Origin of the sequence: Pseudomonas sp. Ga0074129, assembly GCA_001465025.1 — a bacterium.
Classification (GTDB): domain Bacteria; phylum Pseudomonadota; class Gammaproteobacteria; order Pseudomonadales; family Pseudomonadaceae; genus Aquipseudomonas.
This window is the reverse complement of sequence record LNDO01000096.1, coordinates 1-26,579: the sequence shown is the minus strand read 5'-3', so window position 1 is coordinate 26,579 and position 26,579 is coordinate 1. Positions and strand designations below refer to the sequence as shown.

Below are 26,579 nucleotides of genomic sequence, written 5' to 3'. Positions count from 1 at the left end.
AATAGCAGGCCGTTGAGAAACTGCCTGCGTTGGCAATACTTCGTTAAAAACAGGCTCGGAATGCTCATTTACACCAGTAAACTCCGCTTCCTCGCCTGTTTTTGCCTTGTCTTGCCGGCCTCGCCTACGTTTTCAACGGCCTGCTAGGAGTTGCACGTGATGGCCGAGCATCTACCAGCTTTGCGGCCATTGCAAGACAGCCTGACCGACGAGTCACGGCGCTGTATCGGCAACGGTACAAAGTGTCACGCCAGCCTGTGCCAAGCGCGATACAAGCCATCACTGCGCATCATCGCCTTTCGCAACGCGAAGGCTCTAAAACGGTACTTTCACGCACCTGGCCCAGCCCTTGCTCTATGTCTGTTCAAGCGCCACAGCGCGCCTCTCGCTGCATCACCAGAACAAACATAAGAACCAGGAGATATTCAGCATGCGTTACGCCCATCCCGGTACCGAAGGTGCCCTTGTTTCGTTCAAAACCCGCTATGGCAACTACATTGGCGGTGAGTTTGTTGCGCCGGTCAAAGGTCAGTACTTCACCAACACCTCGCCAGTGAATGGCCTGCCGATTGCCGAGTTCCCGCGTTCCACCGCCGAAGACATCGACAAGGCCCTGGACGCCGCCCATGCCGCCGCCGAGGCCTGGGGCAGCACTTCAGTGCAGGAGCGCTCGCTGACCCTGCTGAAGATCGCCGACCGCATCGAGGCCAATCTGGAAGTGCTGGCCATCACCGAAACTTGGGACAACGGCAAAGCCGTGCGTGAAACCCTCAACGCGGACATCCCCCTAGCCGCCGACCATTTCCGCTACTTTGCCGGCTGCCTGCGCGCCCAGGAAGGCAGTGCCGCCGAGATCGACGGCAACACCGTGGCGTATCACATCCACGAGCCGTTGGGCGTGGTCGGGCAGATCATTCCGTGGAACTTCCCGCTGCTGATGGCCGCCTGGAAGCTCGCCCCGGCCCTGGCCGCCGGCAACTGCGTGGTATTGAAACCGGCCGAGCAAACCCCGCTGGGCATCAGTGTGCTGATGGAGCTGATCGGCGACCTGCTGCCGCCGGGCGTGCTCAACGTGGTGCAGGGTTACGGCAAAGAAGCCGGCGAAGCGTTGGCCACCAGCAAACGCATCGCCAAGATCGCCTTCACCGGCTCCACCCCGGTGGGCGCGCACATCATGAAATGCGCCGCCGAAAACATCATCCCGAGTACCGTGGAGTTGGGCGGCAAATCGCCGAACATCTTCTTTGAAGACATCATGCAGGCCGAGCAAAGCTTTATCGAAAAAGCCGCTGAAGGTCTGGTGCTGGCCTTCTTTAACCAGGGTGAGGTGTGCACCTGCCCATCGCGTGCGCTGGTGCAGGAATCGATCTACCCGGCCTTTATGAAAGAGGTGATGAAGAAGGTCGAGCAGATCAAACGGGGCGACCCGCTGGATACCGACACCATGGTCGGCGCGCAAGCCTCCGAGCAGCAGTTCGACAAGATCTTGAGCTACCTGGAAATCGCCAAGCAAGAAGGTGCCGAGCTGCTCACTGGCGGCGCGGTGGAAAAACTCAGCGGCACCCTGGACGGCGGCTATTACATCCAGCCGACCCTGCTCAAGGGCCACAACAAGATGCGCGTGTTCCAGGAAGAAATCTTCGGCCCGGTGGTCAGCGTCACCACCTTCAAGGATGAAGCCGAAGCCCTGGCGATTGCCAACGACACCGAGTTCGGCCTTGGGGCTGGCCTGTGGACCCGCGACATCAACCGCGCCTACCGCATGGGCCGGGCGATCAAAGCCGGTCGCGTGTGGACCAACTGCTACCACCTCTACCCTGCCCATGCTGCCTTCGGCGGCTACAAGAAGTCCGGCGTCGGCCGTGAGACCCACAAGATGATGCTCGACCACTACCAGCAGACGAAGAACCTGCTGGTCAGCTACGACATCAACCCGCTGGGGTTCTTCTAAACGCGCCTGCAGGCGTTATGCAACGCGTGAAGCCAGATGACGCAACCCGGCAGGCCTATTGGTCTGCCGGGCCTCGTACGGGTTGACGCAGACCGCACCGGTCATGCCGCGCTGCTTTCGCCACCGCTGTCGCAAAACGACACCAACTTGCCTGTTCGCGCAAAAGGTCTAGACCAGACCCAGTTATGGCACAGCGGTTGCTGAGCCAACGGGTCACTTACGTCCTTAAACGCCCTACAACCCTGGCGGAGCCTCTGGGCCCGCCCGCTTGTCGAAAAGGAAACTTCCATGGCAGCAGAACAAAGCAGTGCAGGCGCTCAGACGCAGGCACCGAATTAGAGCACGTAGACGCCGACTACTTTCAGAGTCGGCAATTGAAAAAAGGCGCCGCGGGCTGGGTCTTGCTGGTGGGTCTCGGGGTCGCCTATGTGATTTCCGGCGATTACGCCGGCTGGAACTTTGGTCTAGCCCAAGGCGGCTGGGGCGGCATGTTCCTCGCCACCCTGCTGATGGCCCTGATGTACCTGTGCATGTGCTTTTCCCTGGCTGAACTGTCTTCAATGATCCCCACCGCCGGTGGTGGTTATGGCTTTGCACGCAGCGCCTTCGGGCCTTTGGGTGGTTTTCTCACCGGCACGGCGATCCTCATCGAGTACGCCATTGCCCCGGCGGCCATTGCGGTGTTTATCGGCGCGTACTGCGAGTCGTTGTTCGGCATTGGTGGCTGGGCGATTTACCTGGCCTTCTATGTGCTGTTTATCGGCATCCATATCTTTGGTGTCGGTGAAGCGCTGAAGCTGATGTTTATCATCACCGCTGTTGCCGCGATTGCCCTGGGCGTGTTTATCGTCGCGATGGTGCCGCACTTCTCGGTGGCCAACCTGCTCGACATTCCGGTAACCGAAGCCGCCGGGGCCAGCAGCTTCCTGCCGTTTGGTTATGTCGGCGTGTGGGCAGCGATTCCCTTTGCCATCTGGTTCTTCCTTGCCGTTGAAGGCGTGCCATTGGCTGCCGAAGAAACGCAAAACCCGCAGCGCGACATGCCACGCGGCCTGATTGGCGCGATGCTGGTGTTGTTGGCTTTTGCCCTGCTGATTCTGGTGGTGGGCCCAGGCGGTGCCGGTGCCAACGCACTGATGGCGTCCGGCAACCCGTTGGTGGAAGCCCTGACCATCGCGTACGGCGAATCGACCTGGATGAGCAGCTTCGTCAACCTGATCGGCCTGGCCGGTCTGATTGCCAGCTTCTTCTCGATCATCTACGCCTACTCCCGGCAAATTTTTGCCCTGTCGCGCGCCGGCTACCTGCCGCGCTCGCTGTCGCTGACCAACAAAAACAAAGCCCCCGTACTGGCATTGATTGTGCCGGGCCTGATCGGCTTTGCGCTGTCGCTGACTGGCCAGGGTGATCTGCTGATTCTGGTCGCAGTGTTCGGTGCCACAATCTCCTATGTGTTGATGATGGCCGCGCACATCACCCTGCGCGTACGTCGCCCGGACATGCATCGTCCGTATCGCACCCCAGGCGGTGTCGTCACCTCGGGCATCGCCCTGGTGCTGGCTTGCGTCGCCGTGGTGGCTGGTTTCCTGGTTGACCCAAGGGTGGTAATTGGCGCGGCGATTATCTATGCCGTGCTGATCGCCTACTTTGTCATTTACAGTCGCCATCATCTGGTGGCGGGTACACCAGAAGAAGAATTCGTGGCCATCGGTAAAGCTGAAGCCACGCTCAAGTAATACCGCCACGCCACGGCTGCACAGCAACGCGGCCGTGGCGCGGTGTTTTGGAGACTGCCAATGTCCAGCTTTCACCACACGGTAGGCGGTGAAACCTACCGGTTCGACAGCCTGGCCGAGGTTATGGCCAAAGCCAGCCCGGCCCGCTCCGGTGACTTTCTCGCCGGTGTAGCGGCCACCAATGCCGGCGAGCGTGTGGCCGCGCAAATGGCGCTGGCCGATATTCCGCTCAGCCACTTTTTGAATGAAGCCCTGATCCCCTATGAGGCGGATGAAGTCACCCGCCTGATTATCGACACGCACGATGCCCACGCCTTTGCCCCGGTCAGCCACCTGACAGTGGGCGGCTTTCGCGACTGGCTGCTCAGTGAACATGCCGACGAAACGGCCCTGCGCGCCCTGGCACCCGGCCTGACGCCGGAAATGGCTGCCGCCGTGTCGAAGATCATGCGCGTGCAAGACCTGATTCTGGTAGCGCAAAAAATCAACGTGGTCACCCGCTTTCGCAACACCGTCGGCCTGCGCGGGCGCATGTCCACCCGCTTGCAGCCCAATCACCCCACCGACGAGCCCGCCGGCATTGCCGCGAGCATTCTCGACGGCCTGCTGTATGGCAACGGCGACGCCATGATTGGCATCAACCCGGCCACCGACAGCATCAGCTCCATCTGCGAGATGCTGAAGATGCTCGACGGCATCATCCAGCGCTATGAAATCCCTACCCAGGCCTGCGTGCTGACCCACGTCACCACGTCGATCGAGGCGATCAACCGCGGCGTGCCGCTGGACCTGGTGTTTCAGTCGATTGCCGGCACCGAGGCCGCCAACGCCAGCTTCGGCGTCAGCCTCAAGGTGCTGCAGGAAGGCTACGACGCCGGCCTGAGCCTCAAACGCGGCACCCTCGGCAACAACCTCATGTACTTTGAAACCGGCCAAGGCAGTGCGCTGTCAGCCGGCGCGCACCATGGCATCGACCAGCAAACCTGCGAGACCCGCGCCTACGCGGTGGCCCGCCACTTCAAACCGTTTCTGGTCAACACCGTGGTCGGTTTTATCGGCCCGGAGTACCTGTACAACGGCAAGCAGATCATCCGCGCCGGTCTGGAAGACCACTTCTGCGGCAAGTTGCTGGGCCTGCCGATGGGCTGCGACATCTGCTACACCAACCACGCCGAAGCCGATCAGGACGACATGGACGTGCTGCTGACCCTGCTCGGCGTGGCCGGCATCAACTTCATCATGGGCATCCCCGGCTCCGATGACGTGATGCTCAACTACCAGACCACCTCCTTCCATGATGCGCTGTATGCCCGGCAAAGCCTGGGCCTGAAACCGGCTCCGGAGTTCGAGGACTGGCTGCAACGCATGGGCATTCTCAGCCAGGCCGATGGCCGCCCACGCTTGGGCAAGAACCTGCCAGCCGCCTTCCGCCAAGCCCTGGCACAACTGGGCTGAACCCTTGGAGAACACCACAATGGCAGACGACACCCCAGCCCAAGGCGCAACGGCAAACCCCTGGCAACAACTGCGCAACCTCACCCCTGCGCGCATCGCCCTCGGCCGCGCCGGCACCAGCATGCCTACCGGCGCGCAACTGGATTTTCAGTTTGCCCACGCCCAAGCCCGCGACGCTGTGCACCTGCCCTTTGATCACGCCAGCCTGAGCGCAGCCCTGGCGCACAAACAGCAATCCAGCCTGTTGCTGCACAGCGCCGCCAAAGACCGCGACACCTACCTGCAACGCCCCGATCTGGGCCGTCGCCTGAGCCAAGCCTCAGCCGAACTGCTGGATCAACACCGGGAGAACAACCCAGAGGGTTACGACCTAGCCATCGTCGTGGCTGACGGCCTCTCCGCCCTGGCAGTGCACCGCAATGCGCTGCCGATGCTGGAGCGCATTCAGGAACACGCCAGTGCCGAAGGCTGGAGCCTGTCGCCCGTGGCACTGGTGACACAGGGCCGGGTCGCGGTGGCTGATGAAGTGGCCGAACGGCTGGGCGCGCGCATGGTGGTGATCCTGATTGGTGAACGCCCGGGCTTGAGTTCGCCGGACAGCCTGGGCCTGTACTTCACCTACGCGCCCAAAGTCGGCCTGACCGACGCCTACCGCAACTGCATTTCCAATGTGCGCCTCGAAGGCCTGAGTTACGCCATGGCCAGCCACCGCCTGCTGTACCTGATGCGCGAAGCCTGTCGCCGCCAGCTGTCGGGGGTCAACCTCAAGGATGAAGCGGAAATGCCGGTGCTGGCAGGTGATGCATCGCCGCGTAATTTCTTACTGAGTTAGCTCAATGCGACAGCACTATCAAATGTCGCTTGGCGTGGGAGGGGCTTTAGCCGCGATGGCCTTAGCCTCGTTGCGGTCAATCGCGGCTAAAGCCCCTCCGACACGCGCTAAAAGCTGCAGGGCGCCCCGCATTCCGGGGGCTTGCCGGCAAACAACTGTTTGGATTGCACTTTCCAAACGCTTTAGGCAGGATCGGGGGCGTTCACAGGCAGCTCTGTTGCCGACGCCATCCACATGATTTGAAGTCGAGGCTCACCATGCGCATTGTCCAAGCGACTCTGGAGCACCTGGATCAACTCACACCGTTGTTCATCAACTACCGCGAGCACTTCGGCCAACTGCCCTACCCAGACTCCTCGCGCAAGTTTCTGGAAAACCGCATCAGCCGCAATGAGTCCGTGATCTACCTGGCCATGCCGGACGATGACGACAAAATCCTTGGCTTTTGCCAGCTGTATTCGAGCTTCTCGTCGCTGTCGCTCAAGCGCGTGTGGATTCTTAACGACATTTACGTGTGCCAAGACGCCCGCCGCCAACTGGTCGCTGATCGCCTGATCCAGACTGCCAAGCAAATGGCCAAAGAAACCAACGCCGTGCGCCTGCGCGTCGCCTCCAGCATCAACAACACCGTGGCCCACAAGCTCTACGAATCCATCGGTTTCAAACAGGACACCGAGTTCAAAAGCTTTGTGTTGCCGATCAGCGAAGACTTCACCGCGCCCTAATCCGCTTACATCAGCGCCCAGTCTTGAGCGCAACCAAGCCCAACAGGTTGTACACCGCCTGTTGGGCTTTACTCATTCAAGCCGCCTCACCCCGCCAGACTCAGCCACAACCCCACCGCTAACTGCACAACCACCACCGCCAGCGCGGCCAAATGCCAGGGCTGGCGCAACCGGCGCGCACGCAACGAAGGGGTCGGTTCATGCTGCAAGGGTTGACGCAAAGCCTGCTGAAATTCCGATAAAGCCTCAAAGCGCGCCTCCGCCCTGGGTGCCAAGGCCCGCGCCAACACGCCATCCCAACCCTGTGGCAGTGCCAGCCCAAAGCCCGCCAGCGGGCGATAGGTGGCGTGCACATCAGCATCGGCATGCGCCACCTCAGGCCAACGCGCGCTACACAACCAATAGGCTATCGCCGCCAAGGCAAACTGATCGGCACGACCATCGATGGCTTGCGCCGTGCGCACCTCGGGGGCCAGCGGCAGGGCATCGTCCGGCAGCACCTGCGGGGCCACACCGGGCAACAGCGCCGCGTGCTCGGGCAACAGCAGCACAAGGCCAGCGCCATCCAGCAGAATCGCTCGCGGATCCAGCCACAGCCCTTGCATGCCACGCCGCTGCAAGCCCCGCACCGCTGTAATCAGTTGTTCGATCACTGCCAGCACCTGCGCCGCACTCATCGGCCCTTGCGTGGCGATGCGCGCACTCAAACTGCGCATGCCAGCATGCACCGGTTCCAGCAGCCAAAACGCATGCTGACGGGGCACCAATGACCGCATCACCTGCGCCAAACCAGCCACCGGACTGCGCCGCAGCGCCCACTCGCGTTGACGAAAAGCCTCGCCAGCCGACTGCTCAGCCAACCACAGCAGCGCCTCACGCCCGCGCTCATCAATGGCGCTGAACAACCGACCCGGCGGGCCGAACGGACACGCCGCCACTAATGTCCAGCCATCCACCTGCAGCCCCGGCTGCCCATCACTGACCACAGGCCAGGGGGCCGCGTGCGCAGATGCACACGCCGCATCAACCTCACCCGCCTGAAACAACACGGCCGCACCCGGCGCCTGCAACAACGGTGCAAGCAAGGCCGGCAAGTTCAGCGCACTGCTGGCGGGGCGCAGCGCGCTCAAATCACTCACCGCCAGCAGGGGCTGCGGGGCCAGCAGCAGACGAGCGCCGGGTTGTAGGCTCAGACGATGCTGCACCAGCGCCAACTCGGCTTGCGCACCCAGCACGCAGCCTTCAAGGCCGACCAACTGCTGCATCTCGCCTTGACTGACCTGCACCAAGCCAATGGCTCCCGCCTGAAGAAAAAGCACCTCAGCGCCTTGCACCAACAGTAAGCCAGCATTGAACTGCGGCGCTGGCTGGCCCTTTTGCCGCTGCCGAAACAGTTGCCCGTTAAAGCCCGCCAGCACCTGGCGCAGCGCCTGCGCCTCAGTCCACTGCGCGGGTGTGCTGCAACAGTCCGCCAGTAATCCCGCCAAAGCGACCTCAACGTCACGCACCAGATCAGTGCATTCACGCGCCCAAAGCAGCGCAATAAGCAGTGCCGGCGGACGCCCCTCTTTCGCCGGCAGCCAGAGTGAAGCGCAGCGCGCGACCTGATGAGGCAGGTCAAGACCCTGCCCGCAGAGCAGATTGACGGCCGGATGATGCAGACGCTCGATCGACATTGGCAGCCCTCCCAGGTCGCATACTCCTCAGCCATTGCAGCCTTTATGCCGACTTGCCCGGCCTTGCCACGCGGCTTAAGGTGGGCACCTTTAGATAAAAGAGCTCAGCCCATGTGGTCGCTACGCGCCTGGCGTCGCCAGCGCATCCTCGCCAAGCACCCCGTCAGCCCCGCCGAGTGGCAGGCTGTGCTGCAGAAGTTGCCGATTCTCGATGGTTTGAATGAGACCGAGCAGCTGCGCTTGCGTGAGCGCGCCGTGTTGTTTCTGCACCACAAGCACCTAAGCCCCCTGCCCGGCGTCGAACTGGACGCTCACGCCCGCCTGCTGCTGGCCGTGCAGGCCGAACTGCCGCTGCTGCACCTGGCCGACCTCAACTGGTATCAGGGTTTTCATGAAATCGTCCTCTACCCGGACGACTTCATCAGCCCACAGCGCCACCGCGACCCTAGCGGCGTGGTGCACGAATGGGAGGGCGAGCACAGCGGCGAAGCCTGGCTGCAAGGACCGGTGATCCTTGCTTGGCCGGGCGTACAAGCCAGCGGTCAGTGGGACGGTTACAACCTGGTAATTCACGAACTGGCGCACAAGCTGGACATGCTCAATGGCGACGCCAACGGCCTGCCACCGCCGCACAGCAACATGGCCGTGCAGGCTTGGGCCAAGGCTATGCAGAGCGCCTTTGACCAGATGAACGCTGAACTGGACGCCAACCCCGACGCCGAAACCGCCATCGACCCTTACGCTGCCGAAGACCCGGCCGAGTTTTTTGCCGTTACCAGCGAATACTTCTTCAGCGCCCCGGACCTGCTCAACCAGGCCTTCCCGGCGGTGTATGCGCAACTGGCGCTGTTCTACCGGCAAGACCCGCTGGCGCGTTTGCAGCAGTTGCACGCAAACAGCCCGGACTATCAGGTCAGAGCGGATAACAACGGGTTCGCGACCAAAGGCTAGGCATCCCGGCGTAGCAACGCCGGGGGAATATGCCTATAATCGCGCCACTTTTTTGGCCCACCCCTCGGGAGTCGCCCCATGAGCTACAGCAAGATCCCTGCTGGCAAAGACCTGCCGAACGACATCTACGTCGCCATCGAGATCCCGGCTAACCACGCGCCGATCAAATACGAAATCGATCACGACAGCGATTGCCTGATGGTCGACCGTTTCATGGCCACCCCGATGTTCTACCCGGCCAACTACGGTTTTATCCCGCACACCCTGGCTGACGACGGTGATCCCCTCGACGTGCTGGTTGTGACCCCTTACCCGGTCGCGCCAGGCTCGGTGATCCGCGCCCGTCCGGTTGGCGTACTGCTGATGAGCGACGAAGCTGGCGGCGACGCCAAGCTGGTTGCCGTCCCGCACGACAAACTGACCGTGCTGTACAAAGATGTGCAGGAATACACCGACCTGCCCGCGCTGCTGATCGAGCAGATCAAGCACTTCTTCGAGAACTACAAAGATCTCGAAAAAGGCAAATGGGTCAAGGTCGAAGGCTGGGCTGGCGCAGACGAAGCCCGCAACCTGATTATCAAGGCGGTCGCGGCTTACCAAAAATAAGCTGGGACTACCCCCTAAAAACCGGCCACAAGCCGGTTTTTTTATGCCTGTGATTTAATCCCGCAATAGTAGGCATTGCTCACCTCATGCATTGCGGCATGCCGCCTTAAGCACCATGCCCAAATAATTAACGCCCATGCAAAAAAGCAAGGCTTATATCCCTTAGCCTTTGTAGGGATTCCCCAGCGAGATAGCATTAGGCTACCCTCAGCCAAGAGCTATTGGGGCCATTGCATGCGCACACTGCTTATTCTATTGGTCAGCCTCAGTTTGCTGGCCTGCCACAGCGAACCCGAAGAACTGCGCATCGGCGGCAATCGCTGGCTGGGCTATGCACCCTTTTATCTCGCAGACGAACGTCATCAGCTTCAGCCCAACGGCTTGCGACTGGTGGAGTACCCCAATGCTACGGGCGTCTTACGTGGCTTTCGCAACGGCTTGCTAGACGCTGCACTGCTAACGCTCGACGAAGCGTTAACACTGCAGAGCAGCGGTTACAACTTAGAAGTCCTGCTGGTCACGGACATCTCCGCCGGTGCTGACGCACTCTTTGCCAAGCCCCCAATAAATACGATCAATGAACTAAAAGGTCAGCGCATCGGCGTTGAAAATACGGCCTTAGGTGCATTCATGCTCTCCCGCATTCTGGACAAGGCGGGCTTGGGCCACAGCGACATACAGGTGATCGACTTACCGGTACACGAGCATGTCAGCGCGTTGCGTAACAACCGCATCGATGCCGTCATCAGCTTCGCATCTGAAGGCCCAGCGCTTGAGTCTCTCGGTGCTAGACCCATTTTTGATAGCCGGCAAATGCCGGAAGAAATCATTGATGTACTGGTGATTGATCGCGGCAGGGTCACCCCTGAAGCGCGGGCGAAGATCAAACAGATTTGGTTCCAGAATCTGCAGCATTGGCGAAACAATCGGAGTCAATCTGACCACTACTTGCATAAACGCCTAGGTCTGGATGCACAAAGTTTAAACGGCACATTGCAAGGACTAGTGATGGGTGATCAGGCCCTTAACTTCGACCTACTCAAAGATGGCCGTTTGCTGAAGCGTATGCAGTTGGTTCACCAATACATGCTCGATTACCAACTCCTGAAGCAGCCCGGTCAGCCGGAAGCGTTACTGGCGCCTGAATGCCGGAGGCGCGGATGCTGACCCAACTGCCGCTGCGTAAATCACTGCCCTTGCTACTCGGCTTGTTCGCGCTGGTTTTTACCTTGTTACAGATCACGCTCTACCTGCCAAGAAGCACTGACGCTGCCTTGCACAGTTGGCGTAACCACAGCAGCCAGATATTGGTCCTGCTGCAAAGCAGCCTGCGCGATCATTTGCGCCAAAAACGCCATGAAGAATTAGCCAGCGAACTGTCCGATCTGGCCAGCCTACGCGGCGTCAGCTGGGCCATGGTTATCGACCAAGACCAGCAAGTGATCGCCACCAGCAGACTGGGCTTGCAAGCTGAGCAAATCAGCCCCCTCGAGCGTGGTGCACTGGCCAAGCTGATTGCCACCGGCCAACCCAACTGGCTTGAGCTGGGCGAACGACGTTACCTGGCTATTTATCCATTAGAGCGAGCACGCCAAAATGGAAGCCTTGAGCATGAAGCCTTATTAGTCGCGATGGATTTCGCGCCAATGCTATGGCAAACCAAGCGCGACGCTTGGGAACATCTTGGCCAGACACTTGTTCTGCTGATGCTGCTGGGATTGCTGCTCAACTTCCTGTACGACCGATTGCTGACCCAGCGCTTGGCAAGCATTGAGAAAGCGACCACACAATTCGCTCAGAGCCAGATAATTACTGCCATGCAGGTGCAGGGCAATGATGAGATTGGCCAACTAGCAAAAAGCGTCGAACAGATGATGGTCCAGCTCAACTTGCGCCAAAGCGAACTGCGTGAGAGCGAAGCGCTGCTGCGCAACCTCATCGATAATGCACCTATTGGCATGCTGGTAGTTGATGCGGATCTTCGCGTGGAACAGGCCAACCCAGCAGCAGCCGCGCTTTTTGGCTGCAGCACGGCAGACCTATTCGGCAATCTGCCACCCGATCGTCTGGTAGAAAGCAATGCCGTACAACGCATACGCCACACGCCCGCCAATACCCCACTGGAACTAACCGGGCGCAAAGGTGAGCTGCATGTTCCGCTGGAAATCACCTGCACACCCTTCACGCGGCATAGCAAACCTTATTTTCTGGTGTTGCTGCGCGATATCAGCGATCGACTCAAGGCCGAACAGCGGCTGCGCTTCTTAGCCCACTACGACCCCTTGACGCGCTTGGCCAATCGGCACTCAGTGGTCATGCGCTTAGAACAACTCCTAGTCGCTAAATGCCAGATCGGTCTCTTGTTCTTGGATCTGGATCATTTCAAACGAATCAACGATACCCTTGGTCACGAAATCGGCGACCAGTTGCTGATTGAAATAGCTGGCCGCTTGGACATTAACCTGCCGCCCAACGCAATGCTCGCCCGTAGCGGTGGCGACGAGTTCATTGTGTTACTTGAAGGCTGCAGTGTTAAGGAAACAGAGGTCATGGCTCAACACTTACACATGCAGTTCAATACCCCTTATCAAGTGCGTCAGTACGAATGCTTTATCACACCCAGTATTGGCCTTACCCATACCCGCGGAGCAGCGGGTAATGCCAGCGAACTGCTCAAACAGGCAGACCTCGCCCTCTATGCAGCCAAAGATCGGGGACGCAGTTGTATTGCTTATTACGACGTTGAGCTGAGCCATATTGCCGAGTTACGCCGCCAGCTCGAAAACGAACTGCGGCGCGCACTGGATCAGCAAGAGTTTGTGCTGCACTACCAACTGCAAGTCGACAGCAACGGCCAACCGCAAGCCGTCGAGGCGCTGCTGCGATGGAACTCGCCGACCCGCAGCATGGTGTCACCGGCCGACTTCATTCCCATTTTGGAGGAAAGTGGAATGATCATTGAAACAACGCGCTGGGTATTTCGCCAAGCGTGTCGGCAGGCTCGGCAGTGGCAATTGGAAGGACGCAGCCTGCGCATTGCAGTCAACCTTTCCCCACTGGACTTTCGCCAGGCAGACCTGGCAGGCCAACTGCTATGCATCATCGAGGAAGAGCAGGCCAGCCCGGAAATGCTGGAGCTGGAAATCACCGAAAGCGCGCTGCTGGAGAGCGGCGAAGAGGTTCAGCAGTGCTTGCAACGCCTTAAGGCGGCAGGCTTTCCATTGTTACTGGACGATTTTGGCACCGGCTATGCGTCACTGACTTATCTGCAACGCTTTCCCTTTGACGGCATCAAAATCGATCGTCAGTTCGTTGCCGGACTGCCGGACAGCGAACACTCAGTGGCATTGGTGCGCGGCATTCTCACCATGGCCAAACATTTGGGCCTGCATGTGGTGGCAGAAGGCGTAGAAAACGAACGTCAGGCCGCCTTTCTGCGCTTAAATGGTTGCCCTAGCCTGCAAGGCTTTCTCTACTCACGCCCGCTTCCGGCCGAACAATGCATGGCACACGCACAAGCGGCGCACTCTGCAACTTAAAGCCTTTGGATCATTAATCCGTTATGCCCCTGTTTGATATTGCCCTGTTGCTACTCGCCGGCTTCGCCGCCGGAGGGATGAATGCCCTGGCCGGTGGTGGCACCTTTTTCTCCTTTCCGGCGCTGCTGGCGGCCGGGCTGCCGCCGGTGACGGCCAATGCCACCAATGCCGTGGCGCTGTGGCCGGCCAGTTTGGCGGGGGCATGGGCGGCGCGGGCTTCGCTGCGACCATTGGGGCGCTATTTGCTGCCGTTGTTGGCGTCCGGGCTGGCCGGAGGCTTGCTCGGTGGGCTGTTGCTGCTGCTCGGCGGCGATGCGGTGTTTGCCACGCTGATTCCCTGGCTGCTGCTGGCCGCCACCGCGCTGTTTGCAGCCAGTCCCTGGCTGAGTCGCTGGCTGGCCGCGCGCCGTGCCGAGGCCGCGCAACCGCCGCACAGCCCGCTGTCGCTGGGCGCGCACATTGGCGTGTCGATCTATGGCGGTTACTTCGGCGCGGGCATGGGCATTTTGCAGTTGGCGGCGTTCTCCATCGAAGGCCATCCGCTGGCCCGTGCCAATGCGTTGAAGAATTTGATTTCGGCGGTGATCTACAGCGTGGCCACGGCAACCTTTGTCATCGCCGGGCGAGTCAGTTGGTATGAACTGGTGATTCTGCTGGTGGGGGCCACGGTGGGCGGCTATGTCGGCGGCGCGCTGGGCCAGCGGTTGCCAGCCAAGTTCCTGCGCCTGCTGGTGATTGGGGTGGGCAGCGGCATGACGCTCTACTACTTCTGGGCGACCTATTTCGCCCAGTAACCGTTAAGGTTTGCCGCGTTTGCGAAACTCCACAGGCGTTTCACCGACCCAGCGTTTGAAGGCACGGTAGAAGGTGCTCGGCTCGGAGAAGCCGGTGCGTTCGACGATCACTTCGATGCGCTCGTCGGTGTTGAGCAGCAGGTCTTTGGCCAATCGGCAGCGGTAGTCGGTGACCAGATCATTGAAGCGCACCCCAGCCATGGCCAGGCGCTCGCGCAGGCGACGGGCCGGCATGTTCAAGCGCGCGGCGACCTGTTCCAGCGTCGCGCCGCTGTCGACCAGCAACTCGCCGATCAACTCACGCACCTTGCGCACCAGGTCCAACCGTTCAACTTCGGCCAGTTGCCGACGGGCCAGGGACTCGTGCATGCGCAGCAGTTCCGGCGCGGCATGCCGTGAGGTTTTCTCCAGCACCGAGGCATTGAACACCAACGCATAGCGCTCGCTGCCCAGTTGCGCCGGGCAACCATAGACTTGCTCATAGCGTTCGGCCGGCGCGCCGTCGGCATGCATAAAGTGCACTTCGTAGGGGATGAATTCGCCTTCGGTCAAGGCATCGAACAAGCGGATCACCGCGCCGGCGAGCATTTCCGGGAAGTGCCGAGGCGTGCCCGGAATCAGCCCGAGCACCAGCACCGCACGCTCGTCCTGCACCTCCAGCTTGGCATTCAAGGTGTCAGACAGCAGGCGCACATAGCGCAGGGCATGGCGCAGGCCTTCGCCAAAGGTTTCACTGGAGAGGAACAGGTATTCCAGCAGCAGACCATGAAAGGCTGGCAGGTGCTGGGCCAGATAGAGGCCCACATGCTCTTCGCCGCATTCATCAATGGCGGCTTTCCAGAACAGTGCTTGAGCCGCGTGGGGGAAACGCCCGGTAGGCAAACCACCCGGCGGCAGGCCAACCCGCACCAGCACCCGATCCGGGTCGGTTCCGCTGGCACGCAGGGCGTCTATCACGGGGCGCATCAGCGCCACGTCGTCAGTCAGGTCGCGCATGTGGAGAAATTCTTATTGTGTGCGAGGCGCGGCCATCTTAGGCGGCTTTAGGCCATGCGCTCAAGGCGTGAATCATGCGGCTAACCAATTGACTGGGCCGCCACATGGGCAGGCAGGCCGGCCAATGCAGATAAAAGCCGGCCGACTAAGCTGCTGCCACCGTTCTGAGGAGTTTGCCCATGGCCATCGACTGGCTCGATCTGCCCGCCCCGCCTGCGTTACCCGCCCTTTTTCTGCGCGCGGCCCTGCGCCGCCGCGTCACCGGCCGCCATCTGCCTGAGTTGGGTGTGCGATGTCAGGTGACGGTTGATCCCCAGCACCTGGCGCGCTACCGGCAGATCTGTGGCTTTGCCGATGATCATCGGCTGCCCGCCCCTTACCCGCACATCCTCGCCTTTGCCCTGCAAATGCAACTGCTCACCGACCCGCGCTTCCCCTTCCCGCTGCTGGGTTTGGTGCATTTGGAGAATCACATCCGCGTGTTGCGCCCACTCGGCGGCCTCGGGCCGTTCACGGTCAGCGTTCACGTACAGGCGCTGCAAGCGCATGACAAAGGCGTGACCTTCAGCCTGATCACCCAACTGCACGACCAACTGGGCCTGCTGTGGGAAGGCGACAGCCGCATCCTCTGCCGCGCGCTGCGCTTAGAGGGCAAACCGACCGAGCGTGAAGTCGAAGCTGCGCTGCCACAAAGAACCCTGGCCCACTGGCGCGCCCCTGCCGATATCGGTCGGCGTTACGCGCGCATCGCCGGCGACTACAACCCGATCCACATGTTTGCCGCCACGGCCAAGCTGTTCGGTTTTCCCCGCGCCATCGCTCACGGGCTGTGGAACAAAGGCCGCGCCCTCGCCGAGCTGGGCACACGCCTGCCTGCCGCCGGCTATGAAGTGAGTGTGCGCTTCCAAAAACCGGTGCCGCTGCCCGCCGACGTTCGCCTGCTGAGCAGCGAGCCAGCGGCCAATGGCCAGTTCAGCCTGCTCGGTGATGATGAACGCGTGCACATGACCGGCCACTGGCGAACGCTGGACTGAATCCTCCGGCGGCTGCCGGCTCCAGCACGGCAGCCGCTTGCACCACAGAGCCGAACCCCCGAAGCTAGGCGTCTGTTTGCTGGAGCGCCTGATGAACCTCGCCGAAATCACCACCCGTATGCACGCCATTCGCGACCACAACGCCTGGCGGCCCTTTCACAGCCCGAAGAACCTGGCCATGGCCGCCAGCGTGGAAATGGCCGAGCTGGTGGAAATCTTCCAGTGGCTCAGCGAAGCGCAATCGCGGCAACTCAGCACTGAGCAACTCACCCACGCCGGGCAAGAAATCGGCGACGTCATCCTCTATCTGGTGCTGCTGTGTGGCGAACTGGGCCTGGACATGGAACAGGTGGTGCGCGCCAAACTGGCCGATAACGAGCGCCGCTTTCTGGGGGACGCCCCATGAGTGACCGACACTTTGACGAGCTGGCCACGCGCTTTGCCGAAAAAATCTACGGCGGTGCCAAGGGCGCGATTCGCCTGGCCGTGCTCCAGGCTGATCTGGCCGAAGCCCTGCCCGAGCGGCCGTTGCGGGTGTTGGATATTGGCGCAGGCCTTGGCCATATGTCGCTGTGGCTGGCCGAACGCGGCCATCAGGTGACCGTCAGCGAACCGGCCGAGCCGATGTTGCAGGGGGCTCGCGAGCGCTTTGCCGCAGCAGGCCAGCAAGCCACCTTTATCCAGGCACCCTGGCAGGACTTGCTCGGCCAACTGGAGCAACCCTATGACTTGGTGATCTGCCATGCGGTGCTGGAGTGGCTGGCCGAACCGCACAGCATCCTGCCGGTGCTGCACCAGCTGTGCGCGCCCGGCGGCTGGCTGTCGCTGGCGTTCTACAACAAGGATGCGTTGATCTACCGCAACCTGCTCAAGGGCCATTTCCGCAAGCTGCGCAAGGCTGAGTTTGCCGGTGAGAAACAAAGCCTGACCCCGCAAATGCCGCTTGATCCGCGTGAGCTGGCGACGCAACTTGAGCCAAATTGGCAGGTCGAAAGCCAAAGTGGCGTGCGGGTGTTTCACGACTACATGCCGCAGCCCTTCCAGGCCAAGGCCGAGCTGCTCGACCTGCTGGAAATGGAGCTGGCCTACCGCCGCCACCCCAGCTTTGCCGGGCTGGGGCGCTACCTGCACTGGATCTGCCGGCCGCGCTGAAGCGCCTTAACGCTAAGGGAGCCTCTTGATGAAACGACTCGGTTTACTGCTGCTACTGGCCGGTCTTAGCGCCTGCCAAAGCCATAACCCTTATGTGGCGAGCAGCAACCCCTTGCCACCGGCACCGGCGCAAGCCAGCCAGGTACTGGACATGAGCGCCTACCCGGCCACCCCGCGCGACTACGCCAGCTACCGCACCTGGAGCTGGCAACGCCTGCCGGCCGGCACCGCCTGGGCCAGTTCAGAAGAAATACAACAAGCCCTAAGTAACGCCCTCGACCAACGCGGCCTGCGTCCAAAGCGCAGCGATGCAACGGCCGACCTGCTGGTAAGTGCGGACATTCGACAAGAGCAACGCATTCGCCAAATAACCGAGCAATACGACAGCCACTACGGACACGGCCGTTATGGCAACACATACGGCTTATCGGGCAGCACGCCGCTGGTGCGCAGCTATACCGAAGAGGTGATCGTGGTGCGCATTGAACTGCTGGATGGCCAAGACCGCCAACCGGTCTGGAGCGCCAGCGCCGAAACCCTCAGCAGCGGCAGCCAAAGTGAACGCGCGGCCGCCCTGCGCAACGCCGTTACACAGGCCTTGTCGGCCTACCCACCGAGCTGATTCAGCGTTAAAGGAGAACCACCATGCGTGCATCACTGTTTCTACTGCCGCTTTTGCTGCTGTTGAGTGCCTGCCAAAGTCCACAGTTACAGCGCGACTTTGACCCAACACGGGACTTTGCCGCCTACCGCAGTTGGAGCTGGCAGGAGCCCGCCGTGCAGTTCAAGCCTGATGACCCGCGCCTGAACAGCGACCTGACCGGCCAACGCATCCGCAGCGCGATCAGTGAACAGCTGGAGCAACGCGGCCTGCGCGCCGCCCCGGCCAACAGCGCAGGCGACCTCAAGGTGCAGGTGTGGATGATTGTCGACAACCGCCAGCAACAGGTCAGCACACAATTGGGTGGTGGCTGGGGTGAGCCGTGGAATGGCGGTTTCTGGGGCGGCCCACGTTATGTCGAAACGCACACCCTGGACTATCAGGTCGGCACCTTGCAGATCGACCTGCTCGACGGCAAGGACGGCAAACTGGTCTGGCGCGGCAGCGCTGAACAAGTCCTGCGCAATCGCCAACCCAGCCCCAACGAGCGCGAAGCGGCGATACGCGCCACGGTGACCGAAGTACTCAGCCAATACCCACCGCGCTGAACATTTGCGCCTCGCTCAACAAGGATGATGCATGAGCCCAACACCAAACCTTAGCCACCGCCCGGCGCTGGCCGCTGACTTGGCCGAGATTATCGGCTTTGCACAAAGTGCCGAAGAGCTGTTCTTCTGCTTTCCCAAGGCAGACTGGCCGCTGAGCATCGGCCAGTTGGCCGCAGCCATGGCCGAACGCCGCGGCAGCACCGTGGTGCTGCTTGAAGGTCGAATCGCCGGCTTTGCCAACTTCTACCAATGGCACTATGACGACCATTGCGCCCTCGGCAATCTGATGATTGCGCCGTGGGCACGCGGCCAGGGGGTGGCGCAGTATCTGGTGGCGGTGATGGAGCAACTGGCACGCGCGGATTACCGGGCCATACGCATGCAGGTGTCGTGCTTCAACGCCAACAGCGCCGGCCTGCTGCTCTACCCCAAACTGGATTATGAGCCGATTGGCGTTGTCGAACGGCGCGACCCACAGGGTCAGCGCGTGGCGTTGGTTCAGTTCAGCAAAGCGCTGTAGGCGCTGGGTTTAGGGCTAAGCGACCCAGCGGACAAAAACCGTGACGTCGATCTGGCAGCACTAGCCCCGATTAGGCGCGCTGATCGTGTTGGGCTTCGCTGCGCTCAGCGCCAACCTACCCATGATCTTTAGCGCGCTTACAGATCCCACTCCGGACTGTCGGCCAGTCGCTCAATCAAAAAATCCAGCAAGGCGCGCACGGCCTGCGGCATCTGCCGGCGCGTGCCGTACAGGGCGTGAATGCCCAGTTGTTGCGGCTCATAGTCAGGTAGCACCTGCACCAGCGCCCCGCTACGCAAGTGCGCCGCCACGGAGTAACGTGGCTGCAAACTGATGCCGCTATCCGCCAATACCGCTTCAAGCAGCACCATGGACTCATTGGCGCTGAGGTTGCCACTGACCGCCACCGCATGCGGCTCTCCGGCGCGGGTGAACTCCCAGATGCTGCGGCCGAAGTAGGCGTAACTCAGGCAATTGTGCTGTTCCAGATCTTCGGGCCGCTGCGGCGTGCCGCGCTTGGCGAGGTACGCTGGCGTGGCGCACACCACCGAACGACACACCGCCAACTGACGGGCGACTAGATTTGGGTCGAGCTGATTGGTAATGCGCAGCGCCAGGTCGATACGCGCTTCGACCAGGTTGACCGACTGGCTGCTCACCAGCAAATCGACGCTGACCTGCGGATACAGCCGGGTGAAATCATTTAACGCATGCACCAGCCAGGCTTGCGCCAGCGACTGGCTGCAAGCGATACGCAAGGTGCCGCGCGGCGCGCCTTCATCGCTTCGCCCAACACCCTGCAGGGCGTCGGCCACCGCGAGCATGTCACGGCATTGCATCAGCACCTGCTCACCCGCGCCGGTCAGGCTCAACTTGCGCGTGGTGCGGTGCAGCAAGCGCGCGCCCACCCAGGTTTCCAGCTCGCCCAGGTAGCGCGACACCATCGCCCGCGACATCTCCAGCGCATCGGCCGCTGCGGTCTGGCTGCCGCGCTCCACCACTTCGACAAAAACCCGTGTTGCCGTCAGCCGATCCATAGGGCCTGCTCCCAATCAATTCGCGCGATTAACGCAACAAAGATGCCCAGACTAAGCGGCTTTTTGATCGATTTAAAGCAACTAAGATCACCTCACTCACTCAACAGGAGATCACCATGTCGATCCTTACCCACCTGCGCAGCCTGCTGGCCAGCGCTAGCCTGCTGACCCTGGCGACCACCGCCATGGCCCAACCACTGACCCTGGATGTTTACAACCCAGGTGACAAAGCCGTGTTCGCCGTGACCTCGACGCTGATCAGCGGCGAGCGCGATGTCATTCTGGTCGATGCGCAGTTTTCCACCCGTGAAGCGCAGGAGCTGGTTGAGCGCATTCAAGCCAGCGGCAAAAACCTGACCACCATCTTCATCAGCCACGGCGACCCGGATTTCTACTTCGGCCTGGACACCCTGACCAGTGCCTTCCCCAAGGCCAAGGTGCTGGCCACCGCCGAAACCATCGCCTATATCGAAAAAAGCCGCGCACCTAAACTGGCCTACTGGGGCCCGATCCTCAAAGACACCGCGCCCGCCCGCACCGTGGTACCGCACGCGCTGCAAGGTGATCACCTGATGCTGGAAGGCCAGCGCCTCGAACTGGTCGGCCATGACCCTAAGCACACCAGCCTGTGGATCCCCAGCATCAAAGCCGTGGTGGGCGGCGTGCTGACCTACGCCAACATCCACCCCTGGATTGCCGATGCGCAAACACCGCAAGCTCGCCAGACCTGGCTGAAATCGTTGGATGAGCTGGAAGCGCTGCAGCCGAAAACCCTGGTGCCGGGCCATTTTATGGGCCAAGCGAAGTTGAACCTGGATGACCTGCGCTTTACCCGCAACTACCTCAACGACCTGGAAGCCGCACTGCCCAAGGCCAAGAACAGCCAGGCATTGATCGAGGTGATGACGGCCAAGTACCCGGACCTGCTCGACGCCAGCAGCCTGGAACTGAGCGCCAAGGTGCTCAAGGGTGAAATGCAGTGGCCGTAAGCCGCGGCAGCTGACCCACCCCAGTGCTGACGAAAAAGACCTGGCTCAACGCCAGGTCTTTCTTCATACAGGCAGCGGCTATCCAGCTTTGCCAGCGACGTAGCCCGGATGCAATCCGGGAGAGATTGTCTAGCGGACAGCATTCCCCAGATTACATCCGGGCTACGGCCCACTTATCAGGCGCGGTTAAGCGCCCGGCCGGCTATTCGCGCTCAAAGCGGTAAAACAGGTTGGGCTCACTGACTAGATAGAGGTTGCCCTGATCATCCAGGGTCAGCCCTTCACCTTGCGGCACGCTCTGCTGCAGGCCGGCAAAACCACTGAACAGCGAGCGAAAGCTGATCAGCTTGCCGTCCTGCGCATCCAACTCGATCATCACCTGAGATTCGTCGCTGAGCAGGGCGAGGTGCCCGGTTTGCTCGTCGTAATGCACCGATGAAAAGTCCGTGGCGAAGACCTTATGATCAATCCAGGCCTGACGATCAATCACTTGCAAGTTGAAGTGGCCCTGCACGCTGGCCTTCAAACCGCGAATTTCATACAGCTTGCGCGGCGAATGCTCCTTGACCACAAATAGCCGGTCGCGCGCGCGGTCGTAACCTACGCCCTCAAAGCCTTGGTTTCCACCCAAGTCGATACCGATGGTCAACGCCCGGTAATCTTCACGAAACAGCGGGCCGGCCTGCGCGGGGATCTCCACCACCACCAGCGCCTGGTCGCGCTCTTCGGCCAGTAACAGCAGGTTGTCGCCCAGGTAAGTAACGCCTTCAACATCGCTGAAACCATTCAGTGGGTAACGCGCCAGCAATTCGCCGTCTTTACTCAGGGCCAGCAGTTCTTCAGGGCCATTGATCACCGCCCAGAGCTGATCGCGCGTTTCATCGTAGGTAAGCCCGGAAAGGTTTTGGCTGACGCCAGCAACCGGCAATGCATCAATACGCACTTGGTACTCGGGCAGCCACAGGCTGCGGTCTTGCCATTCGGTTTCGTGCCAAGAGGTCTTCAGCCAGAAGTACAGGCGGTTATCCAAGTGACGAGCCGCCACCTGATACATCAGGGCCAACGTCAGTAACAGCAGTGCCCATTTCCATGGGCTGACTTTCGGCAGCCGTCCTAGCCCCTCTTTAGCAACGGACATCATCACTCGTTATTCTCACGCGCGGGAAAGCAGCAGGTTGTCGCATCTACATGACAGCCTTGCGTTGCTCACTCAAATACCCGCGCGGCATGCCAGGCCGTGGTTAAGGTGCACAGAAAACTCATGAAGGTCTGGTAGTAGCACTGGCGCTGATCCTGGAGGCCATCGCCTTTATCGGGGCCGTGCTGATGGTGATGCTGGTGAAGAGCCACGGTTTGCAATACCTGCTTGCAGCTACCCTGCTAACCGGCGTGCTGCAGTCAGCACACCTACACGGTGGCGGGCCAGGTGTTCTTTAGCTCCGCCGACAAGTTCGTCGCGGCCTTTGATTTCCAGGACGTGCCGAGCAAGGTCACCATCGACCTGTCCCGCGCGCACTTCTGGGACATCACCGCCGTGGCCGCATTGGATAAGGTGGTGCTCAAACTGCGCCATGCCGGCAGCGAGGTTGAGGTGCTGGGTTTGAACGACGCCAGCGCCACCCTCATCGATCGCTTTGGCATGCATGAGAAACCCGAGGAAATCGACAAGGTCGTCGGCCACTAAGGGGTCAGCGTGATTTAGCCGTCATCGCCGCAAGTAACTGTTGCAGCGGCATCGGGCGGCCAAAGTAGAAACCCTGGAATCGCGTGCAGCCATAACTGCTCAGGCGCTCGGACTGTTCCAAGGTCTCGACGCCTTCAGCAATCACGTCCAGATTCAACGCATGGGCCAGGGTGACGATGGTGCGTGCGATGTCAGCGTCCAGTGGGTCGGTCATCAGGTCGCACACAAACGAGCGGTCAATCTTCAGCTGATCCAGCGGCAAGGTTTTCAGGTACGACAACGACGAATAGCCCGTGCCAAAGTCGTCCAGCGAAAACCGGATGCCATGGCCCTTGAGCCGGGCCATTTTGCTGATCACCGCCTCACGCCCATCCAGCAACATGCTCTCGGTGATCTCCAGCTTTAGCCGGCTTGGATTACAACCACTGCGCTTCACGCAGTGCAGCACCTGCTCGACAAAATCGGCTTGCTGCAGCTGTTTGGCGCTGACATTAACCGACAGGCTCAAGTGCTGGGTATGCGCCCGCCGCCCCCACTGCGCCAGGGTGGCGCAAGCCGTTTCCAGCACCCACTCGCCAAGCGGCAGAATCAGGCCACTGCCTTCCGCCACGGGGATTATATCCCCTGGGGCCAACAGCCCGCGTTCGGGGTGTTGCCAACGCAGCAACACCTCCGCCCCTTGCAGCCCTGCTTGCTGATCAATCTGCGCTTGGTAGTAGAGAACAAACTCACTCTTCAACAGGCCCTGGCGCAGATCACTCTCCAGGCTGGCGCGCTGCAGCACTTGCTGTTGCATACGCTGCTCAAAGAAGCAGCAGGTATTCCGCCCCGAGGCCTTGGCCTGGTACATGGCCAGATCAGCTTGTTTCATCAGGTCATCCAACGACTCGTCGGTGCCGTTGAACATCGCGATGCCAATACTCAGGGTACTGAAATGCTCGATGCCGCCGACCCGAAACGGTTGGCGCAGGGTCAGTAAAATCTTGCTGGCAATCGCCTGCGCCTGCTGGGCAGCCTGACCAGGCTCTTGTCCGAGATTTTCCAGCAGCACAACAAACTCATCCCCGCCAATGCGCGCCACGCTGTCGCTCTGGCGTACGCAACTGGTCAGACGTTCGGCGACCTGCTGCAGCAGCTGATCACCAATAGCGTGACCACGGGCATCGTTGAGGGTTTTGAAGTTATCCAGGTCGATAAACAGAATGGCCCCACGCTGTTCCGTCTCCTGACTGGTGACCAAGGCATGCTCGATACGCTCGCGCTGCAATCGGCGGTTGGGCAATTGAGTGAGCGGATCGTAGTAGGCCAACTGCTCGATACGCTGCTCGGCCGCCTTGCGCTGAGTGGTGTCGGTCAGGTTGATTACATAGTTGATGTGCTGCGCGTCTACACCATCGCGCACCACGGCAATGCTGACCCACTGCGGATACTCCTGACCGTTTTTGCGCCGCCCGGCCATTTCACCCTGCCAGTTACCTTGATGGGCGAGCGCGGCCAGCATGGCCTCGCGGGCCACAGTAAAACTGCCTTGGGCGAGCATGCCGTCGAGTGGACGGCCAATCACCTCGTCTTCGCTGTAGCCGGTCATGCGGGTAAATGCCGGATTGGCCCGCAGCACGTTGTACTCGGCATCGGTCACCACCATGCCCTCTGCTGACTCAAACACCTTGGCGGCGATGTGCAGGTCTTCGACCATGTTCTGCATCGCCATGCCGACCCGGTTGTATTCGTAGATACCGGTGGGCTGAAAGCGCAGGCCGCGCTCACCGGCCTGGGTGGCCTCGATAAAGCCCAGCAACTGACTGATTGCCCGGTCATGACTGATACGCAGCAACCACGCAGCCACAATCAACAGCAGTAGAAAGCCGCCACTGAGCAACAGAAACGAGCGCAGGTAGTTGTCGTAGATGGAGGCAAACCGTTTATCCGACACACCGAGCGCCAGCCAAAGCGGTTCCTCGACATCCGCCAGGCTGATATCAAACCGTTTGACATAAAGCCCCTGACCATCTCGCTGAGGAGCTTCGAGCGCGGCATAGCTTTCAGGGGTACGCTCGCTCTCACCCTGCCACGCCAATGCATGGGTCTCGTGACCGAGAACCAGCAAATCCACCGCTGTGCCGGCAACCAATTCGCTGATAAAGCTGCGATTTTGTCCAAGCGCCAACCCGACAAACAGGTAACCACGCAGTTGCACCGTAGCGGGGTCGAATATCGGCGTGGCCCTGAGCAAAACACACTGCGTGGGGTTTTCCACCAGGCTCCAGCCCTGCACATAGTGAATCGGCGAGCGCAGGGAGGCGAGAATAGGCTGGATATCAAACAGTGGCAGCCCCGCATCCATAACCAACTTGCCGCTGGGATCAAGCAGGAAGAACACCTCCAAGCGGGCGTCGATGTTGGCATCCTGGAACATAAAAGCCACATCAGCGGCAATGTCCTCAACCGGCATGGCCTCCGCAGACAGCGCCCCCACAGTTCGCCGTGCGGCAGCGCTGTGCAGGTACACCTCAAGCATGCGCAGGCGGTTGTTGATCAGGCTGACGATGGTGTGCTGGTGCTGCGTCAGGCTGCTGCGGATCTCGCGCTGCAAACCAGTTTCAGCGGTGCGCAGGGAATAGACCATGACCACGCTGATGGAGACCATGCCCAACAGGCCAAACAGCAGCGCCGTTCGCGTGGCGAACTTAAGCTCCCAGCGCGCGGCTTTGGGTTGGTGATTCGAACCGCTACTCATGGCCCTTCACGCCTCCGGGTGATCACCGGGCTTATCGAAGCCCTCGACACGTTCTGTTGCGCCGCTACAACTGCCTGCAAGCGCCGTCGTGTGTGGCTCCGGCGTGTGTGGCGCTGCGCGTCCGGTATTTCGCGGAACAACGGCGCACTCGATACCAAACGCCCCACTCTGGTGCGCAATCGCGTTACAGCACGCGCGGCGGATGCTCTAGTTCGGGGGCATACCCGTAACGGTGATCACAAATGCAACATATGCGCCGTTTGCACGCGACTCACTGCAGGCCAATCTCATCGATCAGTTGCCGGTACTCCTGCACCTGTTGGTTAAGCATGTCCTTGACCTGCGGCCCGGGCATAAACTGGATTGGCTGACGAATACGCACTTCTGTGACCTCAATAAACCGCGGGTCGCGCACGGCCGCCGCCAAGGCATCAGCCAGCACACGTACCTGCTCAGCCGGCGTATCGGCCGGCACACTGACAATACGCACGGCATGCAAGGCCAAGTCATAGCCCAACTCACGCAGCGTCGGCACGTCGGGGTATCCCAGCAATCGCTCTTTGGCCAAGCTGGCCAGCACGCGCATCTGCCCTGAATCGGTAAAGGCGGTGTGAGTGCCGCCGCTGTAGGCAAAAATCACCTCACCGGATGTCACCAGCGGGGCCATGCCCGCCCCACCCGAGGTCGGCACGATGCGTAACTGCAGGCCTTCACGCTTGGCGATGGCGCGGGTCAGCAGGCGATCTTCTGCGGTTTGCGTGACGTATATCTGGCCCGGATTTTCACGCAGATAGGTCAACAGGCTAGGCCAATCCTTAAAACCACTCTGGCCCCCTGTGACGTAGGCCGACTGATCGAGTTGTGGGATGCAAATAAAGTTTCATCCGTACAAATAAAGTATCATCCTTACAAATAAAGTTTCATCCTAAGCCTGTATCCGCTATGTTGAGGTCATC

Annotated in this window: 22 protein-coding genes and 2 pseudogenes; 18 read left to right on the top strand and 6 right to left on the bottom strand. The window is 60.6% G+C overall.

Going from position 1 to position 26,579, the window contains the following annotated elements; all coding sequences use genetic code 11:
• Positions 1-430: 430 nt before the first annotated feature.
• From AUK77_RS15025 to AUK77_RS15005, 5 genes and pseudogenes are all read left to right on the top strand, one after another.
• Complete coding sequence (locus AUK77_RS15025; protein ID WP_296131097.1) at positions 431-1,951, top strand: aldehyde dehydrogenase family protein; 1,521 nt, start codon at positions 431-433, stop codon at positions 1,949-1,951.
• Between the two features lie 344 nt (positions 1,952-2,295).
• Positions 2,296-3,687 (top strand): annotated as a pseudogene (gene eat, locus AUK77_RS15020) (ethanolamine permease); the annotation flags it as partial.
• A 60-nt stretch (positions 3,688-3,747) separates the two neighbouring features.
• On the top strand, positions 3,748-5,142 hold the full coding sequence (locus tag AUK77_RS15015) for an ethanolamine ammonia-lyase subunit EutB (RefSeq protein WP_296131094.1): 1,395 nt from the start codon (positions 3,748-3,750) through the stop codon (positions 5,140-5,142).
• Positions 5,143-5,161: 19 nt separating this feature from the next.
• Positions 5,162-5,974 (top strand): ethanolamine ammonia-lyase subunit EutC, encoded by an 813-nt coding sequence (gene eutC / locus AUK77_RS15010; RefSeq protein ID WP_296131092.1) that lies wholly within the window; start codon positions 5,162-5,164, stop codon positions 5,972-5,974.
• 257 nt (positions 5,975-6,231) lie between these two features.
• Positions 6,232-6,699 carry a GNAT family N-acetyltransferase gene (locus AUK77_RS15005; RefSeq protein ID WP_296131090.1) on the top strand — a complete coding sequence of 156 codons (468 nt, stop codon included), beginning with the start codon at positions 6,232-6,234 and terminating at the stop codon, positions 6,697-6,699.
• Between the two features lie 86 nt (positions 6,700-6,785).
• On the opposite strand, the gene AUK77_RS15000 is transcribed toward AUK77_RS15005, so the two are convergent.
• Positions 6,786-8,375, bottom strand: a complete 1,590-nt coding sequence (locus tag AUK77_RS15000; RefSeq protein WP_296131088.1) for a protein kinase — start codon at positions 8,373-8,375, stop codon at positions 6,786-6,788.
• Positions 8,376-8,486: 111 nt separating this feature from the next.
• Between AUK77_RS15000 and AUK77_RS14995 the strand changes: the two genes are divergently transcribed.
• The 5 genes from AUK77_RS14995 (at position 8,487) to AUK77_RS14975 (ending at position 14,265) form a co-directional block, all read left to right on the top strand.
• A complete protein-coding gene (locus AUK77_RS14995) occupies positions 8,487-9,326 on the top strand; it encodes a M90 family metallopeptidase (protein WP_296131086.1) in 840 nt (279 codons plus the stop codon).
• Positions 9,327-9,404: 78 nt separating this feature from the next.
• A complete protein-coding gene (gene ppa / locus AUK77_RS14990; protein ID WP_296131083.1) occupies positions 9,405-9,932 on the top strand; it encodes an inorganic diphosphatase in 528 nt (175 codons plus the stop codon).
• Positions 9,933-10,202: 270 nt separating this feature from the next.
• Positions 10,203-11,099, top strand: a complete 897-nt coding sequence (locus tag AUK77_RS14985) for an ABC transporter substrate-binding protein (protein WP_363079411.1) — start codon at positions 10,203-10,205, stop codon at positions 11,097-11,099.
• The gene (locus tag AUK77_RS14980; protein WP_296131079.1) at positions 11,093-13,471 is read left to right on the top strand and encodes an EAL domain-containing protein; all 2,379 of its coding nucleotides are present in this window, start codon (positions 11,093-11,095) and stop codon (positions 13,469-13,471) included. Before AUK77_RS14985 ends, AUK77_RS14980 begins: the two co-directional genes overlap by 7 nt.
• A 23-nt stretch (positions 13,472-13,494) precedes the next feature.
• Positions 13,495-14,265, top strand: a complete 771-nt coding sequence (locus AUK77_RS14975; RefSeq protein ID WP_296131077.1) for a sulfite exporter TauE/SafE family protein — start codon at positions 13,495-13,497, stop codon at positions 14,263-14,265.
• Positions 14,266-14,268: 3 nt separating this feature from the next.
• Here AUK77_RS14975 and AUK77_RS14970 read toward each other — a convergent pair whose 3' ends face one another.
• Positions 14,269-15,261 (bottom strand): AraC family transcriptional regulator, encoded by a 993-nt coding sequence (locus AUK77_RS14970; RefSeq protein ID WP_296131074.1) that lies wholly within the window; start codon positions 15,259-15,261, stop codon positions 14,269-14,271.
• A gap of 179 nt (positions 15,262-15,440) precedes the next feature.
• Between AUK77_RS14970 and AUK77_RS14965 the strand changes: the two genes are divergently transcribed.
• The 6 genes from AUK77_RS14965 to AUK77_RS14940 all read left to right on the top strand — a co-directional run bounded on the left by AUK77_RS14965 (position 15,441) and on the right by AUK77_RS14940 (position 19,176).
• Positions 15,441-16,295 (top strand): MaoC/PaaZ C-terminal domain-containing protein, encoded by an 855-nt coding sequence (locus AUK77_RS14965; protein WP_296131072.1) that lies wholly within the window; start codon positions 15,441-15,443, stop codon positions 16,293-16,295.
• A 91-nt stretch (positions 16,296-16,386) separates the two neighbouring features.
• The gene (locus AUK77_RS14960) at positions 16,387-16,701 is read left to right on the top strand and encodes a nucleotide pyrophosphohydrolase (RefSeq protein ID WP_296131070.1); all 315 of its coding nucleotides are present in this window, start codon (positions 16,387-16,389) and stop codon (positions 16,699-16,701) included.
• Positions 16,698-17,447, top strand: coding sequence for a methyltransferase (locus tag AUK77_RS14955; RefSeq protein WP_296131068.1), 750 nt, complete (start codon positions 16,698-16,700; stop codon positions 17,445-17,447). Before AUK77_RS14960 ends, AUK77_RS14955 begins: the two co-directional genes overlap by 4 nt.
• A 28-nt stretch (positions 17,448-17,475) precedes the next feature.
• The gene (locus tag AUK77_RS14950; protein WP_296131065.1) at positions 17,476-18,069 is read left to right on the top strand and encodes a DUF4136 domain-containing protein; all 594 of its coding nucleotides are present in this window, start codon (positions 17,476-17,478) and stop codon (positions 18,067-18,069) included.
• Between the two features lie 23 nt (positions 18,070-18,092).
• Positions 18,093-18,656: a DUF4136 domain-containing protein gene (locus tag AUK77_RS14945; RefSeq protein ID WP_296131062.1), complete on the top strand. Its 564-nt coding sequence runs from the start codon at positions 18,093-18,095 to the stop codon at positions 18,654-18,656.
• 31 nt (positions 18,657-18,687) lie between these two features.
• Positions 18,688-19,176 (top strand): GNAT family N-acetyltransferase, encoded by a 489-nt coding sequence (locus AUK77_RS14940; protein ID WP_296131060.1) that lies wholly within the window; start codon positions 18,688-18,690, stop codon positions 19,174-19,176.
• Between the two features lie 137 nt (positions 19,177-19,313).
• Here AUK77_RS14940 and AUK77_RS14935 read toward each other — a convergent pair whose 3' ends face one another.
• Positions 19,314-20,213, bottom strand: a complete 900-nt coding sequence (locus tag AUK77_RS14935) for a LysR family transcriptional regulator (protein ID WP_296131057.1) — start codon at positions 20,211-20,213, stop codon at positions 19,314-19,316.
• Positions 20,214-20,329: 116 nt separating this feature from the next.
• On the opposite strand from AUK77_RS14935, the gene AUK77_RS14930 reads away from it, so the two are divergent.
• Positions 20,330-21,202: an MBL fold metallo-hydrolase gene (locus AUK77_RS14930; RefSeq protein WP_296131054.1), complete on the top strand. Its 873-nt coding sequence runs from the start codon at positions 20,330-20,332 to the stop codon at positions 21,200-21,202.
• 202 nt (positions 21,203-21,404) lie between these two features.
• Here the strand turns inward: AUK77_RS14930 and AUK77_RS14925 are convergent, their stop codons facing one another.
• Positions 21,405-22,343 carry an SdiA-regulated domain-containing protein gene (locus tag AUK77_RS14925; protein ID WP_296131115.1) on the bottom strand — a complete coding sequence of 313 codons (939 nt, stop codon included), beginning with the start codon at positions 22,341-22,343 and terminating at the stop codon, positions 21,405-21,407.
• A gap of 267 nt (positions 22,344-22,610) precedes the next feature.
• Between AUK77_RS14925 and AUK77_RS14920 the strand changes: the two are divergent.
• Positions 22,611-22,886 (top strand): annotated as a pseudogene (locus tag AUK77_RS14920) (STAS domain-containing protein); the annotation flags it as partial.
• 4 nt (positions 22,887-22,890) lie between these two features.
• Here the strand turns inward: AUK77_RS14920 and AUK77_RS14915 are convergent.
• On the bottom strand, positions 22,891-25,623 hold the full coding sequence (locus AUK77_RS14915; RefSeq protein ID WP_296131052.1) for an EAL domain-containing protein: 2,733 nt from the start codon (positions 25,621-25,623) through the stop codon (positions 22,891-22,893).
• A 271-nt stretch (positions 25,624-25,894) separates the two neighbouring features.
• The gene (locus AUK77_RS14910; protein WP_296131113.1) at positions 25,895-26,491 is read right to left on the bottom strand and encodes a tripartite tricarboxylate transporter substrate-binding protein; all 597 of its coding nucleotides are present in this window, start codon (positions 26,489-26,491) and stop codon (positions 25,895-25,897) included.
• Positions 26,492-26,579 lie beyond the last annotated feature (88 nt).

What these genes read in the sequence shown, in the direction of transcription:
- AUK77_RS14975 (WP_296131077.1), top strand. Translation starts at nt 13,495, where the DNA reads ATGCCCCTGTTTGATATTGCCCTGTTGCTACTCGCCGGCTTCGCCGCC.
- AUK77_RS14945 (WP_296131062.1), top strand. Translation starts at nt 18,093, where the DNA reads ATGCGTGCATCACTGTTTCTACTGCCGCTTTTGCTGCTGTTGAGTGCC.
- AUK77_RS14930 (WP_296131054.1), top strand. Translation starts at nt 20,330, where the DNA reads ATGTCGATCCTTACCCACCTGCGCAGCCTGCTGGCCAGCGCTAGCCTG.
- AUK77_RS15005 (WP_296131090.1), top strand. Translation starts at nt 6,232, where the DNA reads ATGCGCATTGTCCAAGCGACTCTGGAGCACCTGGATCAACTCACACCG.
- AUK77_RS14970 (WP_296131074.1), bottom strand. Translation starts at nt 15,261, where the DNA reads ATGCGCGACCTGACTGACGACGTGGCGCTGATGCGCCCCGTGATAGAC.
- AUK77_RS14995 (WP_296131086.1), top strand. Translation starts at nt 8,487, where the DNA reads ATGTGGTCGCTACGCGCCTGGCGTCGCCAGCGCATCCTCGCCAAGCAC.
- AUK77_RS14950 (WP_296131065.1), top strand. Translation starts at nt 17,476, where the DNA reads ATGAAACGACTCGGTTTACTGCTGCTACTGGCCGGTCTTAGCGCCTGC.
- AUK77_RS14915 (WP_296131052.1), bottom strand. Translation starts at nt 25,623, where the DNA reads ATGAGTAGCGGTTCGAATCACCAACCCAAAGCCGCGCGCTGGGAGCTT.
- AUK77_RS14980 (WP_296131079.1), top strand. Translation starts at nt 11,093, where the DNA reads ATGCTGACCCAACTGCCGCTGCGTAAATCACTGCCCTTGCTACTCGGC.
- AUK77_RS14965 (WP_296131072.1), top strand. Translation starts at nt 15,441, where the DNA reads ATGGCCATCGACTGGCTCGATCTGCCCGCCCCGCCTGCGTTACCCGCC.
- AUK77_RS14955 (WP_296131068.1), top strand. Translation starts at nt 16,698, where the DNA reads ATGAGTGACCGACACTTTGACGAGCTGGCCACGCGCTTTGCCGAAAAA.
- eutC (WP_296131092.1), top strand. Translation starts at nt 5,162, where the DNA reads ATGGCAGACGACACCCCAGCCCAAGGCGCAACGGCAAACCCCTGGCAA.
- AUK77_RS14935 (WP_296131057.1), bottom strand. Translation starts at nt 20,213, where the DNA reads ATGGATCGGCTGACGGCAACACGGGTTTTTGTCGAAGTGGTGGAGCGC.
- AUK77_RS14940 (WP_296131060.1), top strand. Translation starts at nt 18,688, where the DNA reads ATGAGCCCAACACCAAACCTTAGCCACCGCCCGGCGCTGGCCGCTGAC.
- AUK77_RS14960 (WP_296131070.1), top strand. Translation starts at nt 16,387, where the DNA reads ATGAACCTCGCCGAAATCACCACCCGTATGCACGCCATTCGCGACCAC.
- AUK77_RS15015 (WP_296131094.1), top strand. Translation starts at nt 3,748, where the DNA reads ATGTCCAGCTTTCACCACACGGTAGGCGGTGAAACCTACCGGTTCGAC.
- AUK77_RS15000 (WP_296131088.1), bottom strand. Translation starts at nt 8,375, where the DNA reads ATGTCGATCGAGCGTCTGCATCATCCGGCCGTCAATCTGCTCTGCGGG.
- ppa (WP_296131083.1), top strand. Translation starts at nt 9,405, where the DNA reads ATGAGCTACAGCAAGATCCCTGCTGGCAAAGACCTGCCGAACGACATC.
- AUK77_RS15025 (WP_296131097.1), top strand. Translation starts at nt 431, where the DNA reads ATGCGTTACGCCCATCCCGGTACCGAAGGTGCCCTTGTTTCGTTCAAA.
- AUK77_RS14925 (WP_296131115.1), bottom strand. Translation starts at nt 22,343, where the DNA reads ATGATGTCCGTTGCTAAAGAGGGGCTAGGACGGCTGCCGAAAGTCAGC.